Consider the following 17,214-nt stretch of genomic DNA (forward strand, 5'->3'; position numbering starts at 1 on the left):
CTTACACCATGTCCAATTCCCTGCTAGTCCGCCGCGCCGCCGTGCTGGGTGCCGGCGTCATGGGTGCCCAGATCGCCGCCCACCTCACCAATGCCGGCGTCGACACCGTGCTGTTCGACCTGCCCGCCAAGGAAGGTCCGGCCGATGGCATCGTGCTGAAGGCGATCGCCAACCTGGGCAAGCTCAGCCCCGCGCCGCTGGCCAGCAAGTCCCTGGCCGAGGCGATCACCCCGGCCAACTACGAGTCCGGCCTGGAGCAGCTGAAGGACTGCGACCTGATCATCGAGGCCATTGCCGAGCGCATGGACTGGAAGCAGGACCTGTACAGGAAGATCGCCCCGTTCGTGGCCGACCACGCGGTGCTGGCCTCCAACACCTCGGGCCTGGGCATCAACAAGCTGGCCGACGTGCTGCCCGAGCAGCTGCGCCACCGCTTCTGCGGCGTGCACTTCTTCAACCCGCCGCGCTACATGCACCTGGCCGAACTGATCCCGGCCAGCACCACCGATGCCGCCGTGCTGGAAGGCCTGGAAGAATTCCTGGTCACCACCCTGGGCAAGGGTGTGGTGTACGCCAAGGACACTCCGAACTTCATCGGCAACCGCATCGGCGTGTTCTCGATCCTGTCCACCATCCATCACACCCAGCAGTTCGGCCTGGGCTTCGATGAAGTGGACGGCCTGACCGGCCCGCTGGTCGGCCGCCCGAAGTCGGCCACCTACCGCACCTCTGACGTGGTCGGCCTGGACACCATGGCCCACGTCATCAAGACCATGGGCGACACCCTGCCCAACGACCCGTGGCATGAATTCTTCAAGTCCCCGAAGTGGCTGGACGCGCTGATCGCCAAGGGCGCGCTGGGCCAGAAGACCGGTGCCGGCATCTTCCGCAAGGTCGGCAAGGACATCGTCGTGCTGGACCTGGAAAAGCAGGACTACCGCCCGGCCGACCGCACCGCCGCCCCGGAACTGGTCGAGATCCTGAAGATCAAGAACCCGGCCGAGAAGTTCGCCAAGCTGCGCGAGAGCCAGCACCCGCAGGCGCAGTTCCTGTGGGCGACCTTCCGCGATCTGTTCCACTACAGCGCCTACCACCTGGCCGATATCGCCGAGACCGCGCGCGACGTCGACCTGGCCATCCGCTGGGGCTACGGCTGGTCGCTGGGCCCGTTCGAGACCTGGCAGGCCGCCGGCTGGAAGCAGGTCGCGCAGTGGATCGCCGATGACATCGTCGCCGGCAAGAGCATGAGCAACGCCCCGCTGCCGGATTGGGTCTTCGATGGCCGCGACGGCGTGCATGCCGCCGAAGGCAGCTACAGCCCGTCGCGCAACGCCAAGCTGCCGCGCTCGTCGCTGCCGGTGTACCAGCGCCAGCGCTTCCCCGATCCGCTGCTGGGCGAGACGTTCGCGCCGGGCGAGACCGTGTTCGAGAACGACGGCCTGCGCATGTGGCACGACGGTGATGGCATCGCCGTGGTCAGCTTCAAGACCAAGATGAACACCGTGTCCGACCAGGTGCTGGACGGCCTGCAGGAATGCGTGAGCCGCGCCGAGAAGGACTTCCAGGGCCTGGTGATCTGGCAGCAGAAGGAACCCTTCTCCGCCGGTGCCGACCTGGCCGGCGCGCTGGGCCTGCTGCAGGCCGGCAAGGTCGACCAGTTCGAGGAAATGGTCGCCAACTTCCAGCGCACCAGCCAGCGCATCAAGTACTCGCTGGTGCCGGTGGTGGCAGCGGTGCGTGGCCTGGCTCTGGGCGGCGGCTGTGAGTTCCAGATGCACAGCGCCAAGACCGTGGCCTTCCTGGAAAGCTACATCGGCCTGGTCGAGGCCGGTGTCGGCCTGCTGCCGGCCGGTGGCGGCCTGAAGGAACTGGCCGTGCGCGCCTCGCAGGCGGCGGGCCCGGGCGGTGACGTGTTCGCCGAACTGAAGAAGACCTTCGAGACCGTGGCGATGGCCAAGGTGTCCAACTCGGCGGTCAACGCCAAGGAACTGGGCCTGCTGCGCAGCACCGACAAGGTGGTGTTCAACAGCTACGAGGCCCTGCACATCGCCAAGGCCGAAGCGCGCGCCCTGGCCGAGGCAGGCTACCGTCCGCCGCTGCCGGCACACCGCATCCAGGTCGCCGGTGACGTGGGCATCGCCACCTTCAAGATGATGCTGGTCAACATGCTGGAGGGCCGTTTCATCAGCCCGTACGACTACGAGATCGCCGAACGCATCGCCACCGTGCTGTGCGGCGGCAAGGTCGACCGCGGCACCCTGGTGGACGAGGAGTGGTTGCTGACCCTGGAGCGCAAGCACTTCGTCGAACTGGCCCAACAGGAAAAGACCCAGGCCCGCATCGCGCACATGCTGAAGACCGGCAAGCCGCTGCGTAACTGATTGATGGCGGGTGCCGACCGCTGGCCGGCACTCCTCTGCCTCTGGTGGGTGCCGACCGTTGGTCGGCACCCCGGCTAAAAAATTCGAGAGATCACTGCAATGACCAAGCAAATCCAGGACGCCTATATCGTCGCCGCTACCCGTACCCCGGTTGGCAAGGCGCCCAAGGGCATGTTCCGCAACACCCGCCCCGACGACATGCTTGCGCACGTACTGCGCAGCGTCGTGGCGCAGGCCCCGGGCGTGGACGTCAACCGCATCGATGACGCGATCATCGGCTGCGCCATGCCGGAGGCCGAGCAGGGCATGAACGTGGCGCGCATCGGCGTGCTGCTGGCCGGCCTGCCGAACACCATCGCCGCGCAGACCGTGAATCGTTTCTGTTCGTCCGGCCTGCAGGCCGTAGCCCAGGCCGCCGACGCAATCCGCCTGGGCAACGCCGACCTGATGCTCGCCGGCGGCACCGAGTCGATGTCGATGGTGCCGATGATGGGCAACAAGATCGCGATGGCACCGAGCGTGTTCGACAACGACCATGTCGCCATTGCCTACGGCATGGGCATCACCGCCGAGAAGGTCGCCGAAGAGTGGAAGGTCTCGCGCGAAGACCAGGACGCCTTCGCCCTGGCCTCGCACCAGAAGGCCATGGCCGCGATCCAGAACGGCGAGTTCAAGGACGAAATCAGCCCGTACGAGATCGTCTCGCACCTGCCGGACCTGGCTGACGGCCAGCGCATCATCACCCGCAACAAGATCGCCGACACCGACGAAGGCCCGCGCCCGGATTCTTCGGCTGAAGGCCTGGCCAAGCTGCGCCCGGTGTTCCGCAACGGCCAGTTCGGCGGCACCGTCACCGCCGGCAACTCGTCGCAGATGAGCGACGGCGCCGGCGCGGTGCTGCTGGCCTCGGAACAGGCGATCAAGGACTACGGCCTGACCCCGTTGGCCCGCTTCGTCAGCTTCTCGGTGGCCGGCGTGCGGCCGGAAGTGATGGGCATCGGCCCGATCGCCGCGATCCCGAAGGCACTGAAGCAGGCCGGCCTGACCCAGGACCAGCTGGACTGGATCGAACTCAACGAAGCGTTCGCCGCGCAGTCGCTGGCGGTGATCCGTGATTGCGGCCTGGACCCAAGCAAGGTCAACCCGCTGGGCGGCGCGATCGCCCTGGGCCACCCGCTGGGCGCGACCGGCGCGATCCGTACCGCAACCCTGCTGCACGGCCTGCGTCGGCGCCAGCAGAAGTACGGCATGGTGACGATGTGCATCGGCACCGGCATGGGTGCGGCGGGTATTTTCGAGGCGCTGTAAGGTTCAAAGCGTTGCCGGCGGACGTTTCGGCTTGCTGTGGGGCCCGGGTGGGTGAGACTGCCCGGGACACGCCGCAAGTACATCCCTGTAGGCTTGGCAGCGGCATCCATGCCGCTGACAGTCCCGGTCAGCCTCACCCGCCCGTGCCATCCAACATTCCGCGCGGCGGAGGGATGAGCAAAGGCAGGGTCAAAGGCCGGGGTCAGATCCCTTTGCTGCGCAAAGGGATCTGACCCCAACAAGCAGAAAAGGCAGCCAATGGCTGCCTTTTCTGCTTGTGCTTCTGCCTTTGATTCCGCCCTTCCCGTCCGCGCCGGCAGGAAACTGTCGAGAGGCGTGGGCAGGCCGCTGCAGGACCGTTGGCGCCATGGATGGCGCCATCGAGCCCCCAGGGATGGGTTTACGGCGTGTCCTGCAGCGGCCTGCCCGCGCCTCCCCCACTTTGGCAGGAAGGCGCTGACGGAGCGCTTGATAAACCTTATTCCGCCAACATCGCCGTCAGCTTCTCCCGCGCCGGGCCGGCCAGCTTCGGGTTGTCCAGCGCAAAGCGGATCGTCGCCTCCACCAGGCCCAGGTGCGTGCCGCAGTCGAAGCGGGTGCCCTCGAAGCGATAGGCATCCACTTCTTCGGTCTTCAGCAGCTGCGCGATCGCATCGGTCAGCTGGATCTCGCCACCGGCACCACTGCCGGTCTGCTCCAGCAGTTCGAAGATCTTCGGGCTCAGCACATAGCGTCCCACCACCGCCAGGTCGCTCGGCGCGTCCTCCGGCTTCGGCTTCTCGACAATCTGCGAAATGCGGCCCTTGCGGCCGTCGAACGCCTCCGTGGCGACGATGCCGTAGCTGGCGGTCTTGTCGTGCGGCACGTCTTCGACCGCAATCACGCTGGCACCACTGGCCTCGTTGAGGTCGGCCATCTGCTTCAGTGCACCGGCGCCGCGGTTCCAGATCAGGTCGTCGGGCAGCAGCACCGCAAACGGCTCGTCACCGATGACGGCCTTGGCACACAAGACGGCATGGCCCAAGCCCAGGGCCTCGGCCTGGGTCACGAAGATCGCGCGCACGCCATTGGGCAGCACGTGACGGATCATCTCCAGCTGCTCCTGCTTGCCGGCCCGCTCGAGCTTCTGCTCCAGCTCGTAGGCCTTGTCGAAATAGTCGGCCACCGCGTGCTTGTAGCGGTTGGTGATGAACACCAGCGTGTCGCAGCCCGCCTCGATCGCCTCATCGACCGCGTACTGGATCAATGGACGATCGATGATCGGCAACATTTCCTTCGGAACCGTCTTGGTAGCAGGGAGGAAGCGCGTCCCCAGCCCTGCCACCGGAAAGACCGCCTTGCGAATTCGCTTGCTCATTGGTGCCTGTTGGCCTCACGTGCCGGAAAAGGCACGACTTTAGCGGATGAAATGTAAGCGTCCTGTTCGATTGGCGAGAACTCCGGCATGGTCGCGAACAGGATTTCCTGGATGGTGCCGGTGTCGTAGCTGCACACCGCCTCGCGCAGGCGCGGGACATTGCCCAGCACCAGGTCACGTGAGAACGCGCGCACACCGGCCTCGAGAATCTTCGGGTGCGCGGTGGAACGATAGTCCTCGTCCGAATAGAACAGCGTCTCGTGCAGCTTCTCGCCCGGACGCAGCCCGGTGTAGATTATCGGAATGTCCTTGTACGGCTGCTTGCCGGCCAGGCGGATCATCTGCTCGGCCAGTACGCGGATCGGCACCGGCTCGCCCATGTCGAGGGTATAGATCGCACCGTGCGACGCCGAGGCGGCGGCCTGCAGGATCAGCTGGCAGGCCTCCGGGATGGTCATGAAGTAGCGGCTGACTTCCGGGTCGGTGACCGTCACCGGGCCACCCCGCAGGATCTGCTCGCGGAACAGCGGCACCACGCTGCCGGCCGAGGCCAGCACGTTGCCGAAGCGCACGGTGACGAAACGGGTATGCGTGGACTTCTGGTCCAGGCTCTGGCAGATCATCTCGGCGTAGCGCTTGCTGGCGCCCAGCGCGTTGACCGGATCGACCGCCTTGTCGGTGGAGATGAACACGAAATGCTCGACACGCGCTTCAAGGCAGGCGCGGGCCACGTTCTCGGTGGCCAGGATGTTGTTGCGCACCGCTTCACGCAGCTGCCGCTCCAGCACCGGCACATGCTTGTACGCCGCAGCGTGGAACGCGGTATCCACCGAATGCAGCGACAGCGCATGACGGATCACAGCCGGATCACCACAGTCGCCCAGCACCGCCTCGATCTCGACATCGGGGAAGCTGCGGCGCAGCTCGCCCTCGATGGTCAGCAGCAGCAGCTCGCTGATCTCCAGCAGGATGATGCGACCGGCGCCATGGCGTGCGCACTGGCGGCACAGTTCCGAGCCAATCGAGCCACCGGCGCCGGTCACCAGCACGGTACGCCCGCCCAGCCAGCCACGGATCAGGTTCCAGTCCGGCATGATCGGCTTGCGGCCGAGCAGGTCCTCGATCGCCACTTCCTTCAGCTGCCCGGGGAGCGACTGGCCCTGCAGGATGTCGCTGAGCTTGGGCACGGTGCGGAACGGCACGCCGGTGCTTTCGCAGATGGCGACGACCCGCTGCATGCCCGCCGCGTCCAGCGATGGAATGGCGATGACCAGCAGCTTGGCGGCCGTCTCGCGCACCACGCTCGGGGCATCATCCAGGGTGCCCAGGATCGGCAGTCCCTGCAGCTTGGCGCCGCGCAGGTGAGGAGCGTCGTCGAGCAGGCCGACCGGCTCGAAATTGCCGGAACGGCGCAGGTCACGGACCAGGGTTTCGGCCGCCTGCCCGGCGCCCAGGATCAGTACCCGCCGCGCGGTCGAGTCCGACTGCAGCGCCTGGTAATCCTTCCAGGCGCGATACAGCAGGCGCGGTGCACCCAGCAGCGCCGAGAGGGCGAACGGATAGATCACCAGGACCGACATCGGCACGCCGTCGAACCGCTTCCACATCAGTACCAGCACGATGGCGACCATGCCGATGAAGCTGGCCTTGAAGATGTTCAGCAGGTCGCTGACGCTGGCGAACCGCCACAGGCCGCGATACAGGCCCACGCGCCAGAACACCAGGCCCTGCAGCAGCAGGACCAGGGTGGTATCGACATTCCACAGGGGCAGCGCAGGCGCGTTGGGCAGGATCGAGTAACGTCCCGCATGTAGCAGCTGCCAGCATGCCCAGACCATGAACAGGTCGTGGCAGACGATGGCCGAACGCGGCATCAGGCCGAGGATTCTGTCCCGCCAGGGTGAAGCCATAAGTCAGGTAATTCCTTGTCGGTGGCGCATTCCATTGCGCAGGAGGAGCCAGAGGACGCTCAGCGCGATGAACCACGCGATCGCCACGGCAGCCTCCCACCTCGGCTGCAGTTTGGAGCAGACATTGAACACTGTAATGCTGAACAGGCCTAAAGCAAAGTACATCCCTGTCACCTGGGGGTGACTGGCTCCTGCCTGCACCGCGCGCTGGTAGACATGCTGGGTATGGGGTTCCATCCAGCGTTGTCCGGAAATGATGCGCGCCAGCAGTGTGAAGCCTGCGTCCACGAGGAACAGCGACGCGGGCACCAGCAACAGGATCCAGTGGATGTCGGTGCGCAGCGCGGCCATGGCCAGCACGACGGCTACGGCATAGCCGAGGGCACCACTCCCGACATCCCCCATGAAAATCCGCGCCCGCGGGAAGTTGAACGGCAGGAAACCGAGGCAGGCCAGGCCCAACGCCAATGCCGCGAGCGAGTATGGCCACGGCAGCACCGGCGCCAGCCCCAGCGCGACCACGACGGCCTGGCTGGCGGCGATGCCGTTGATGCCATCCATGAAGTTCCAGATATTGATCAGCGACGCAGTGAACAGCAGCACCAGGCCGGCCAGCAGCCAGCTGCCGCCATGCACCTTGACCAACGCTGCCAGCAGGGCGGCGGCGATGAAATGAACGAGCAGGCGACGCATGGCCGGAAGCGGCCGGTGGTCATCCCACCAGCCGATACCCGCTACCAGCATCAGGCCCAGGCTGGCGACCAGCAGGCCGGGCATCGCGTGCGGCCAGGCCCACATGGCCGCAGCGGCAGCCACCAACAGCGTGATGACGATGGCGATGCCACCCCCACGCGGCGTCGCGACGCTGTGGCTGCGGCGCTCGCCAGGCTGGTCCATCAACTGCCGGCGCAGCGCATAGCCACGCGCCGCCCAGGTCAATGCGGCGCTCAGCAGGGCCAGCCCCAGCAGCGCGCCCATCACAAGCCACGGCATGGATCAGAGCACCGCGTAGTTCAGCAACGGCTTGACCGTGCCCCACTCCTTGCAGCTCGGGCACTGCCAGTGGTGAGTGCGTGCACCGAAGCCACAACGGGTGCAGCGATAGGCCGGGTTGCGTACCAGCAACTGGTCGGTGATGTGCTTGAGATCATGCAGCGTTGCGGTGGAATCGGCGCCTTCGGCCAGGGTCAGGTCGATCAGTGCCGACTCGCCCCGCACCGACGGCCGATCCTTGAGCTGCCGCCCGAGGTAGGCGCGGGCCGGGGCAACGCCCTCCTGCTCTTCCATCAGGCGGGTCAGTGCCAGCACCGGGGCGATGCCCCGGTAATGCTCGGTCATTTCCGACAGGAAGGCGCGCGCGCCGGCCAGGTCGCCGACCTTGCGGTAGTTCTGCATCAGTGCCGGCAGCAGTTCCGGCAGGTATTCGGGATCGTTGCGGGCGGCGCGTTCGAAGGCGCGCACGGCGGCCTCGGGGTTGCCCGCATCGGTTTCCAGGCGGCCTTCGATGATGCCGGCCCGCACCGACATCGCGTCGGCCTGGTAGGCGCGGGCAATGGCCGCCCTCGCCTCGTCCAGCTTGCCGGCCCCGCGGAAGCGCTCGGCCAGTTCGCATTCGAACTGGCCGATCAGCTTGCCCATCGGCTCACCGGTGACGTCCTCGAAGCGGGTGGCGTTGTCGATCGCCTTTTCCCAGTCGCGCTCGGCCTGGTAGATGCCGATCAGGTGCTTGAGCGCCTGGGGCGCGCGCTGGTCGAGCTGGGCCAGCTCGGTGAACACGGTCTCGGCGCGATCCAGCAGGCCGGACTTCATGTAGTCCTCGCCCAGTGCCAGCAAGGCCTGCACGCGCTGCGCGTCGCTCAGGTCGTGGCGGTTGACCAGGCCCTGGTGCAGGCGGATGGCGCGGTCGACCTCGCCACGGCGGCGGAACAGATGGCCCAGCGCGACCTGGGTCTCGAAGGTTTCCTTGTCCAGTTCGGCGATGTGCAGGAACAGTTCGATGGCCTTGTCCGGCTGCTCGTTGAGCAGGTAGTTCAGGCCCCGGAAGTACGTGCTGGACAGGCGGCTGACCTGGTTGTCACCGTGGCGTTGGCCGCCACGACGCCCGATCACCCATCCGGCCAGCGCGGCCAACGGAACGAACAGGAAGAACCAGAACCACTCGGTGACGAAATCCATCTTCGATCAGCGTCCATCAAAGGATTGCGGGGAAGCGACCGGCGCCGGCGACGCGGCGGCGGACTTGTTGGCGCGGCGCAGTTGGCCGTAGAGCGGAATGACCACACTCACCAGCACCAGGCCGGCACCGACCACGACGCCCAGCAGCAACGCAGCGATCAGGGCGACGCCGACGGGCGCATGGAATTCGGTGAACAGCAGGTTGATCGACATGTCGGCCATGTTGGCCGCACCGATGATCAGCCCGAGGATCAGGATTGCCAGCAGAACCAGCAGGCGAAAAACCTTCATGCGACAGCTCCAGTGGCAGGAGCCCGTAGCTTATCCGACTCGCGGCTGGATTCGCACGCGGTGGCGCGACGGGAGGCTCAGGCCGGATCGGCGTCCAGCGGCAGCACGCTGCTGACCCGCTCGCGCAGTTCCTTGCCCGGCTTGAAATGGGGGACGTGCTTGCCCGGCAGGGCAACCGATTCGCCGGTCTTCGGGTTGCGACCCAGGCGCGGCGGCCGATAGTGCAGCGAGAAGCTGCCGAAACCACGGATTTCGATGCGATCCCCGGCGGACAGCGAGCCGCCCATCATTTCCAGCAACGACTTCACCGCCAGATCGACATCATCGGCCTTCAGGTGCGCCTGGCGGCGCGCAAGGATTTCGATCAGTTCGGATTTGGTCATCACCGGCTCACATCAGGGGTATCTCAGCCTGAAACGGCCCGGGCAGTGCCCGGGCCGTCCAGGAAACAACAGAACCGCGGATCCGATTACTCGGACTTGCCACCGTTCAGCTGTGCACGCAGCAGCGCGCCGAGCTGGGTGGTACCGCCCGAAGCCGACTGGTATTCCTCCAGCACTTCGCGCATTTCCGCGTCGTCCTTGGCCTTGATCGACAGCTGCAGGGTGCGGCCCTTGCGGTCCATGCCCACGAACTTGGCTTCGACCTTGTCGCCGACCTTCAGGTGCTGGGTGGCGTCGTCAACGCGCTCGTTGGCGATGTCGCGAGCCGACACGTAGCCTTCGATGCCGTCGGCCAGTTCGATCACGGCGCCCTTGGCGTCGACTTCCTTCACCACGCCTTCGACCTTGGAGCCCTTCGGATTGGCAGCCATGTACTGGCCAAACGGATCCTGCTCCAGCTGCTTCACGCCCAGCGAGATGCGCTCGCGCTCCGGGTCGACGGCCAGGACGACGGCGTCCAGGGTATCGCCCTTCTTGAAGTTGCGAACGACGTCTTCGCCGGTGGTGTTCCAGCTGATGTCGGACAGGTGGACCAGACCGTCGATGCCGCCGTCCAGGCCGATGAAGATGCCGAAGTCGGTGATCGACTTGATCTGGCCCGACACCTTGTCACCCTTCTTGTGGGTGGCAGCGAAGGTTTCCCACGGATTGGCGGCAACCTGCTTCATGCCCAGCGAGATGCGGCGACGCTCTTCATCGACGTCCAGCACCATCACTTCGACTTCGTCACCGACCTGCACGACCTTGGACGGGTTGACGTTCTTGTTGGTCCAATCCATCTCGGAGACGTGCACCAGGCCTTCGACGCCCGGCTCGATCTCAACGAACGCACCGTAATCGGTGACGTTGGAGACCTTGCCGAAGACGCGGCTGTTGGCCGGGTAACGACGGCCGATGTTGTCCCACGGATCCTCGCCCAGCTGCTTCAGGCCCAGCGAAACGCGGTTGCGCTCGCGGTCGAACTTCAGCACGCGGACGTCCAGCTCGTCGCCGACGTTCACGACTTCCGACGGGTGACGCACGCGCTTCCACGCCATGTCGGTGATGTGCAGCAGGCCATCGATGCCGCCCAGGTCCACGAACGCGCCGTAATCGGTCAGGTTCTTGACGACACCCTTCAGGATCGCGCCTTCCTGCAGCTTGTCCATCAGCTGCTCGCGCTCTTCCGAGTGCTCGCTTTCGACGACAGCGCGGCGCGAGACCACGACGTTGTTGCGCTTGCGGTCCAGCTTGATGAGCTTGAACTCCAGCTCCTTGCCTTCCAGGTAGGCCGGATCGCGCACCGGGCGCACATCGACCAGGGAACCCGGCAGGAAGGCGCGGACATCCTTGATGTCCACGGTGAAACCACCCTTGACCTTGCCGCTGATGCGGCCGGTGATGGTTTCGTTCTTTTCCAACGCTTCTTCCAGCTCGTCCCACACCATCGCGCGCTTGGCCTTCTCGCGCGACAGGACGGTTTCGCCGAAGCCGTTCTCGATGGAGTCGAGGGCGACCTTGACGACGTCGCCTTCGGCAACGTCGATCTCGCCAGCGTCGTTACGGAACTGTTCGATCGGCACGATGCCTTCGGACTTCAGGCCAGCGTTGATCACCACGACGTCGCCGCGGACTTCAACAACGGTACCGCTGACGATGGCGCCCGGCTTCAGCTTGGCCAGGTTGGCCTGGCTGGCTTCAAACAGTTCGGCAAATGATTCGGTCATTAGATTTACTCTGTTGGACACATGGGTCGGTGGCGTCCCCTTCAGGGGAATGGCGACCGCCCGCCTGTTGGTCGACCCCGGAAACGCAGGTCGTGTGTAGTAGGAAAACCGCCACGCATCATTGCGCGGCGGAGCGTGTACAGCACTGCTTTGCGCGACCACCACCGGTGCTGCTGGCAGTGCTCCCGCGCGAACGGATCAGGCAGCCGGAACCGGAAGCAGATCCATCACTCGGGCAACGACATCTGCGATGCCGATGCCTGTGGTGTCGATGAGGACAGCATCATCTGCCGGCTTCAGGGGCGCCACGGTACGCTGAGCATCACGGGCGTCGCGGGCCATGATCTCGCGCAGGAGGTCATCAAAGTTAACAGAAACCCCCTTGTCTTTCAACTGCTTATGCCGGCGCTCGGCGCGCTCCTCGGCACTGGCGGTCAGGAACACCTTGTAGGGGGCGTCCGGGAAGATCACCGTGCCCATGTCGCGACCGTCGGCAACCAGGCCGGGCAGCTCCCTGAATGCGCGCTGGCGCTCCTTCAGGGCGGCCCGGACTTCGGGAATGGCGGCAATGGCCGAGGCCAGTGCACCGGTGGTCTCCAGGCGCAGTTCGTCGGTGGCGTCGGTGCCATTGACCATCACCCGCATGGCCTCGCCCTGTTCGACAAACTGAACATGGGTATCGAAGGTGCAGCGGACCAGGGCCGATGCGTCCGAAGTGTCGATGTCGGCCCAGCTCGCGGCCACCCCCACCGCCCGGTACAGCGCCCCCGAATCCAGGTAATGCCAGCCCATCCGGCGCGCCACGATGCGGCTGATGGTACCCTTGCCAGCCCCGGACGGGCCGTCGATGGTCAGGACGGGAGCGAGTGGATTCATGGGGGTCCCAGAGCGTGTGAAGAGGCCATTCTAGCCCCTGCCACGCGCCCCGCGACGGGTCATTTGTGCAACCACTTGAAACCATGAGGAAAAGCCCGGTAGAATGGCGGGCTTGAACGAGCGTCAACTGCCGATTGTCTTTCGCATATCGCGGCCACGCTCCACCCGAACAACTACTGTTTACGCCGAGGTATGCCATGAAAGTCCTGTCCTCCCTGAAGTCGGCGAAGGCCCGTCACCGTGACTGCAAGGTCGTCCGTCGCCGTGGCAAGATCTTCGTGATCTGCAAGTCGAACCCGCGTTTCAAGGCGCGTCAGCGCTGAGCCCGACAGCCCTCGCGGCTGCGGCTGGCCCCGCGCGGGGCCGACCCGATGCAAGAAACCGCCTTCGGGCGGTTTTTTGTTTATGCGGCTTTTTCCTGCCGTTTTTGCTGTAATCGCCTTTCTTGACCACTGGGGAGTAGATCGAGATGAAGCGTTACCTGTCCACCCTGGCCGTGATGGCCACCCTGGCCGCCGCCACGCCGGCGCTGGCCGATACCCTGCTTGTCGACCGCGCCCGCGAGAAGCCGGCCGGTGCCCTGCCCGTGCGCGGCCAGAGCATGCAGCAGGTGCAGGCGCAGTTTGGCGCGCCGAGTGAGCAGCTGCAGCCGCGTGGTGGGCAGAAGCGGCAGTGGCCGACCATCAACCGCTGGGTGTACCCGCAGTTCACCGTCTACTTCGAGAAGCAGAAGGTGATCGACGTGGTGGCCAACCAGGCGGACCCGAACGAAATCGGCCCGAAACCTCCGATCCGTTGATCCCTTTACCCGCCGTGGGCGGGCCTGTGTAGCGAGACCATGAACCAGACCCTTCGTTTTCCTGCCGAGTGGGAAGCCCAGAGCGGCGTCCTGATTGCCTGGCCCACCGCCGACACCGACTGGGCTGAGCGCCTGGACCAGGTGGAAGAGACCTACATCGCCCTGGTCGCGGCCATCACCCGCTTCCAGCCGGTGCTGATCTGCGTGGCCGACGACGATGTGGAGACCTACGCCGAGATGCGGCTGCGCTCCAACCGCATCGACATGGACAAGGTTCATTTCACCACCGCGGCCTACGACGATACCTGGCTGCGCGACTCGGGCCCGATCACCCTGCGCCGTGCCGACGGCGGCTTCCAGCTGCTGGACTTCCGCTTCACCGGCTGGGGCGGCAAGTTCGACGCCACCCTGGATGACCAACTGGTGGGCGTGCTCGACCAGGCCGGCGTGTTCAACGATGCGCCGGTACGCAGCATTCCGTTCGCGCTGGAAGGCGGCGGCATCGAGACCGACGGCGAAGGTACCCTGCTGACCACCTGGAAATGCCTGCACGAGCGTCATCCGGACCGCGACCGTGCCAGCCTGAGCGCCGACCTCGCCGACTGGCTGCAGCAGGACCGCGTGCTGTGGCTGGACCACGGCTACCTGGAAGGCGACGACACCGACGCGCATATCGACACCCTCGCCCGCTTCGCCTCGGCCGACAGCATCGTCTACCAGGCCTGCGACGACGAGAGCGACTCGCACTACGCCGAGCTGCAGGCGATGGGCAGGGAACTGGCCGCACTGCGCACAAGGGACGGCCAGCCATACCGCCTGTTCCCGCTGCCGTGGGCACGGCCGGTGATCGATGAGGGACGCCGCCTGGCCGCGTCGTACGCCAATTACCTGATCATCAACGGCGCAGTGCTGATGCCCGCCTATGGCGACCCGGCCGATGACCTGGCCCGTGACGTGCTGGCCCAGGCCCACCCCGGTCGCGAGATCGTGCAGGTACCCTGCCGCTCGCTGATCTGGCAGAACGGCAGCCTGCACTGCATCACCATGCAGTTGCCGGAAGGGCTGCTGAAGGCCTGATGGATGACGCCGGGCCCCGCCCGGCGCCGCTTTTGTAGAGTCGAGCCATGCTCGACTGCTCTCCGATCAGATCGCACGGTAAGGCAGTCGAGCATGGCTCGACTCTACAAAGGGCGGCCCATTCAGCGCGCGACACGCTGCGACCGCCCATCCGCGCTAACATGCAGGTTTTCCCCCGCAGGAACGCCCGCATGAACTCGCGCAGCCCCCTTACCGTCGCCCTGATCCAGGAGCGCAACCACGGCGACGCCGCCGCCAACCTGGCGGTGATCGAAGCGCGCGTGGCCGAGGCGGCTGCGCAGGGTGCCAGGCTGGTGCTGCTGCAGGAACTGCACAACGGCCCGTACTTCTGCCAGCACGAATCGGTCGATGAATTCGACCTGGCCGAACCGATTCCCGGCCCCAGCACCGAGCGTCTCGGCGCGCTGGCGAAGAAGCACGGCGTGGTGCTGGTAGGCTCGCTGTTCGAGCGCCGCGCTGCCGGCCTGTACCACAACACAGCCGTGGTGTTCGAGAAGGACGGCACCCTGCTGGGCAAGTACCGCAAGATGCACATCCCCGACGATCCGGGCTTCTACGAGAAGTTCTACTTCACCCCGGGCGACCTCGGCTTCACCCCGATCGATACCTCGGTGGGCCGCCTTGGCGTGCTGGTGTGCTGGGACCAGTGGTACCCGGAAGCGGCGCGCCTGATGGCGCTGGCCGGCGCCGAACTGCTGCTGTACCCGACCGCGATCGGCTGGGATCCAGACGACGGGCAGGACGAGAAGACCCGCCAGCGCGATGCCTGGGTGCTCAGCCACCGCGGTCATGCCGTAGCCAACGGCCTGCCGGTACTGAGCTGCAACCGTGTCGGCCACGAAGCCTCGCCGCTGGGCGCTTCCGGGATCCAGTTCTGGGGCAACAGCCACGTGCTCGGCCCGCAGGGCGAGTTCCTGGCCGAGGCTGGTACCGAGGCCACCGTGCTGCTGTGCGATGTCGACCTGCAGCGCAGCGAGCATGTGCGCCGCATCTGGCCGTTCCTGCGCGATCGCCGCATCGATGCCTACGGCGACCTGCTCAAGCGCTACATCGACTGAGCCGGAGCCTGCGCATGGCCGTCCTCATCCGTGATGCCGGCCCGGCCGACATCGCCGCGATCACCGCGATCTACGCGGTGGAAGTGACCGACTTCGTCAACACCTACGAGTACGACGTCCCGGACCAGGAGGAGATGCTGCGCCGCATGCGCGACATCGCCGGCCGCGGCTTCCCCTACCTGGTCGCCGAGATCGACGGCCAGGTGGCCGGCTATGCCTATGCCAACACCTACCGCACCCGCATCGCTTACCAGTGGACCGTGGAAAACTCGGTCTACGTCGATGCGCGCTTCCAGGGCCGGGGCGTCGGCGCCAGCCTGCTGCAGGCATTGATCGACGCCTGCACCGCGCGTGGCTACCGGCAGATGGTGGCGGTGATCGGCGAACCGGCCAATACCGCTTCGATCAGGCTGCACGAGCGCTTCGGCTTCGAGCGGGTGGGCGTGTTCCGTGGCCTCGGCCGCAAGCATGGCCGCTGGCTGGACACCGTGCAGATGCAGCGCGCACTCGGCGATGGCGCCGACTCCGCACCTTCCAATGAATGAACCCATGACCGAACTCCTTCCCGAAACCGGCGACGACCTGTTCGCCGGCCAGCCGGTGCGCGTCGTCGAACGCGACGGCGTGCGCTACACCCTGCTGGGCACCGCCCACGTTTCCCATGCCAGCGTCGAGGCCGTGGAGAACGCCATCGACAGTGGCCGCTTCGACGCGATCGCCGTCGAGCTGGACCCGCAGCGCCTGCAGGCACTGAGCGACCCGGACACCTTGGCCAAGCTTGATCTGGTGGAAGTGATCCGCAAGGGGCGCGTGGCCCTGTTCGCGGCCAATCTGGCGCTGTCCGCGTACCAGCGCCGACTGGCCGAACAACTGGGCATCGAGCCCGGTGCCGAACTGAAACGCGCGGCGGACCTTGCGCGCGAACGCAATCTGCCGCTGCACCTGATCGACCGCGAAGTGGGCCTGACGTTCCGCCGCGCATCGCAGCGCCTGGGCTTCTTCGGCAAGCTGAAGCTGATTGCCGGCCTCGGCGCGGGCCTGTTCTCCTCGGAGGAGGTGGGCGAGAACGAGATCGAGAAGCTCAAGCAGGGGGACATGCTGGAATCGAGCTTCGGCGAGTTCGCCAGCGAAAGCCCGGCACTGTACGAGACGATCATCGGCGAGCGCGACCGCTACATGGCCACGCGCCTGCGCGAAGCGCACGACCCGCACCAGCGCGAAGTACTGGCGGTGGTCGGCGCGGGCCATCTGGCCGGGCTGGCGCGTTACCTGGAGACCGATACCGAAGCGCCGGCAGCGTTGCGTGCCGAGCTGGAAGCGGTGCCAAAGAAGCGCAACATCCCGTGGTTCACATTGGGCATCCTCGCGATTGTGGCCACGGGCATCGGCGTGGGCTTCTACCGTGGTGGCCTGGGCGTGGGCACCGAACTGCTGGCGACCTGGGCGATGTACACCGGTGGCCTCGCGGGCCTGGGCTGCCTGCTGGCCGGCGGCCACCCGCTGAGCATCCTCACCGCAATTGCCGTGGCCCCGTTCAAGCCGTTCCGCCTGAGCATTCCCACCGGCGCGTTCTCAGCGCTGGTGGAAGCGCGCGTGCGCAAGCCTACGTACGAGGACTTCCTGAAACTGCGCGACGACGCACAGAACGTGAAGGGCTGGTACCGCAACCGCGTCACCCGCGTGGTGCTGGCCTTCATGTTGACCAATCTGGGCAGCATGCTGGGCCTGTGGCTGACCACGTTCAAGGTGTGGGGCAAGGTGGCGGGATAAGCCTCTCAACCGACCACAGAATCTGTAGCGCCCGAGCCCATG

At 66.0% G+C, this 17,214-nt stretch carries 16 protein-coding genes; 8 read left to right on the forward strand and 8 right to left on the reverse strand.

All coding sequences use genetic code 11. The features are described 5' to 3' along the window. The first annotated feature begins 8 nt into the window (after positions 1–8). Both A9K58_RS09310 and A9K58_RS09315 read left to right on the forward strand, forming a co-directional pair. The gene (locus tag A9K58_RS09310; protein ID WP_065199116.1) at positions 9–2,381 is read left to right on the forward strand and encodes a 3-hydroxyacyl-CoA dehydrogenase/enoyl-CoA hydratase family protein; all 2,373 of its coding nucleotides are present in this window, start codon (positions 9–11) and stop codon (positions 2,379–2,381) included. A gap of 99 nt (positions 2,382–2,480) precedes the next feature. After that, a complete protein-coding gene (locus A9K58_RS09315; protein ID WP_005409292.1) occupies positions 2,481–3,689 on the forward strand; it encodes an acetyl-CoA C-acyltransferase in 1,209 nt (402 codons plus the stop codon). 478 nt (positions 3,690–4,167) lie between these two features. Here the strand turns inward: A9K58_RS09315 and galU are convergent, their stop codons facing one another. From galU to cmk, 8 genes are all read right to left on the reverse strand, one after another. Continuing rightward, positions 4,168–5,046, reverse strand: a complete 879-nt coding sequence (galU, locus tag A9K58_RS09320) for a UTP--glucose-1-phosphate uridylyltransferase GalU (protein ID WP_065199117.1) — start codon at positions 5,044–5,046, stop codon at positions 4,168–4,170. Beyond that, positions 5,043–6,956 (reverse strand): polysaccharide biosynthesis protein, encoded by a 1,914-nt coding sequence (locus A9K58_RS09325; protein WP_065199118.1) that lies wholly within the window; start codon positions 6,954–6,956, stop codon positions 5,043–5,045. Before A9K58_RS09325 ends, galU begins: the two co-directional genes overlap by 4 nt. A gap of 3 nt (positions 6,957–6,959) precedes the next feature. Continuing rightward, positions 6,960–7,949 (reverse strand): MraY family glycosyltransferase, encoded by a 990-nt coding sequence (locus tag A9K58_RS09330; protein ID WP_065199119.1) that lies wholly within the window; start codon positions 7,947–7,949, stop codon positions 6,960–6,962. A 3-nt stretch (positions 7,950–7,952) separates the two neighbouring features. Further along, a complete protein-coding gene (gene lapB / locus A9K58_RS09335) occupies positions 7,953–9,131 on the reverse strand; it encodes a lipopolysaccharide assembly protein LapB (RefSeq protein ID WP_065199120.1) in 1,179 nt (392 codons plus the stop codon). A gap of 6 nt (positions 9,132–9,137) precedes the next feature. Further along, on the reverse strand, positions 9,138–9,422 hold the full coding sequence (locus tag A9K58_RS09340; protein WP_065199121.1) for a lipopolysaccharide assembly protein LapA domain-containing protein: 285 nt from the start codon (positions 9,420–9,422) through the stop codon (positions 9,138–9,140). 77 nt (positions 9,423–9,499) lie between these two features. Further along, positions 9,500–9,805: an integration host factor subunit beta gene (locus A9K58_RS09345; RefSeq protein WP_005409286.1), complete on the reverse strand. Its 306-nt coding sequence runs from the start codon at positions 9,803–9,805 to the stop codon at positions 9,500–9,502. Between the two features lie 86 nt (positions 9,806–9,891). Continuing rightward, entirely contained in the window at positions 9,892–11,571 is a 1,680-nt protein-coding gene (gene rpsA / locus A9K58_RS09350; protein ID WP_065199122.1) for a 30S ribosomal protein S1, read from the reverse strand. A 198-nt stretch (positions 11,572–11,769) separates the two neighbouring features. After that, the gene (cmk, locus tag A9K58_RS09355) at positions 11,770–12,447 is read right to left on the reverse strand and encodes a (d)CMP kinase (RefSeq protein ID WP_065199123.1); all 678 of its coding nucleotides are present in this window, start codon (positions 12,445–12,447) and stop codon (positions 11,770–11,772) included. 197 nt (positions 12,448–12,644) lie between these two features. Here cmk and ykgO point away from each other — a divergent pair, with 197 nt between their 5' ends. From ykgO to A9K58_RS09385, 6 genes are all read left to right on the forward strand, one after another. Further along, positions 12,645–12,770, forward strand: a complete 126-nt coding sequence (gene ykgO / locus A9K58_RS09360) for a type B 50S ribosomal protein L36 (protein ID WP_005409283.1) — start codon at positions 12,645–12,647, stop codon at positions 12,768–12,770. 146 nt (positions 12,771–12,916) lie between these two features. Beyond that, on the forward strand, positions 12,917–13,246 hold the full coding sequence (locus tag A9K58_RS09365; protein ID WP_065199124.1) for a hypothetical protein: 330 nt from the start codon (positions 12,917–12,919) through the stop codon (positions 13,244–13,246). Positions 13,247–13,285: 39 nt separating this feature from the next. Continuing rightward, on the forward strand, positions 13,286–14,323 hold the full coding sequence (locus A9K58_RS09370) for an agmatine deiminase family protein (RefSeq protein ID WP_065199125.1): 1,038 nt from the start codon (positions 13,286–13,288) through the stop codon (positions 14,321–14,323). 191 nt (positions 14,324–14,514) lie between these two features. Beyond that, entirely contained in the window at positions 14,515–15,402 is an 888-nt protein-coding gene (locus A9K58_RS09375) for a carbon-nitrogen hydrolase (protein WP_065199126.1), read from the forward strand. A gap of 14 nt (positions 15,403–15,416) precedes the next feature. Beyond that, a complete protein-coding gene (locus A9K58_RS09380; RefSeq protein ID WP_065199127.1) occupies positions 15,417–15,947 on the forward strand; it encodes a GNAT family N-acetyltransferase in 531 nt (176 codons plus the stop codon). A gap of 4 nt (positions 15,948–15,951) precedes the next feature. Continuing rightward, on the forward strand, positions 15,952–17,172 hold the full coding sequence (locus A9K58_RS09385) for a TraB/GumN family protein (protein ID WP_155760464.1): 1,221 nt from the start codon (positions 15,952–15,954) through the stop codon (positions 17,170–17,172). The last annotated feature ends 42 nt before the right edge of the window (positions 17,173–17,214 follow it).

Origin of the sequence: Stenotrophomonas maltophilia, from assembly GCF_001676385.1 — a bacterium.
GTDB lineage: Bacteria > Pseudomonadota > Gammaproteobacteria > Xanthomonadales > Xanthomonadaceae > Stenotrophomonas > Stenotrophomonas maltophilia_J.

Bases quoted from the DNA above. Each gene is read 5' to 3' on its own strand.
- A9K58_RS09380 (WP_065199127.1), top strand. From the start codon at position 15,417: ATGGCCGTCCTCATCCGTGATGCCGGCCCGGCCGACATCGCCGCGATC.
- A9K58_RS09325 (WP_065199118.1), bottom strand. From the start codon at position 6,956: ATGGCTTCACCCTGGCGGGACAGAATCCTCGGCCTGATGCCGCGTTCG.
- galU (WP_065199117.1), bottom strand. From the start codon at position 5,046: ATGAGCAAGCGAATTCGCAAGGCGGTCTTTCCGGTGGCAGGGCTGGGG.
- A9K58_RS09340 (WP_065199121.1), bottom strand. From the start codon at position 9,422: ATGAAGGTTTTTCGCCTGCTGGTTCTGCTGGCAATCCTGATCCTCGGG.
- ykgO (WP_005409283.1), top strand. From the start codon at position 12,645: ATGAAAGTCCTGTCCTCCCTGAAGTCGGCGAAGGCCCGTCACCGTGAC.
- A9K58_RS09315 (WP_005409292.1), top strand. From the start codon at position 2,481: ATGACCAAGCAAATCCAGGACGCCTATATCGTCGCCGCTACCCGTACC.
- A9K58_RS09370 (WP_065199125.1), top strand. From the start codon at position 13,286: ATGAACCAGACCCTTCGTTTTCCTGCCGAGTGGGAAGCCCAGAGCGGC.
- rpsA (WP_065199122.1), bottom strand. From the start codon at position 11,571: ATGACCGAATCATTTGCCGAACTGTTTGAAGCCAGCCAGGCCAACCTG.
- A9K58_RS09365 (WP_065199124.1), top strand. From the start codon at position 12,917: ATGAAGCGTTACCTGTCCACCCTGGCCGTGATGGCCACCCTGGCCGCC.
- A9K58_RS09345 (WP_005409286.1), bottom strand. From the start codon at position 9,805: ATGACCAAATCCGAACTGATCGAAATCCTTGCGCGCCGCCAGGCGCAC.
- A9K58_RS09385 (WP_155760464.1), top strand. From the start codon at position 15,952: ATGACCGAACTCCTTCCCGAAACCGGCGACGACCTGTTCGCCGGCCAG.
- A9K58_RS09310 (WP_065199116.1), top strand. From the start codon at position 9: ATGTCCAATTCCCTGCTAGTCCGCCGCGCCGCCGTGCTGGGTGCCGGC.
- lapB (WP_065199120.1), bottom strand. From the start codon at position 9,131: ATGGATTTCGTCACCGAGTGGTTCTGGTTCTTCCTGTTCGTTCCGTTG.
- A9K58_RS09375 (WP_065199126.1), top strand. From the start codon at position 14,515: ATGAACTCGCGCAGCCCCCTTACCGTCGCCCTGATCCAGGAGCGCAAC.
- A9K58_RS09330 (WP_065199119.1), bottom strand. From the start codon at position 7,949: ATGCCGTGGCTTGTGATGGGCGCGCTGCTGGGGCTGGCCCTGCTGAGC.
- cmk (WP_065199123.1), bottom strand. From the start codon at position 12,447: ATGAATCCACTCGCTCCCGTCCTGACCATCGACGGCCCGTCCGGGGCT.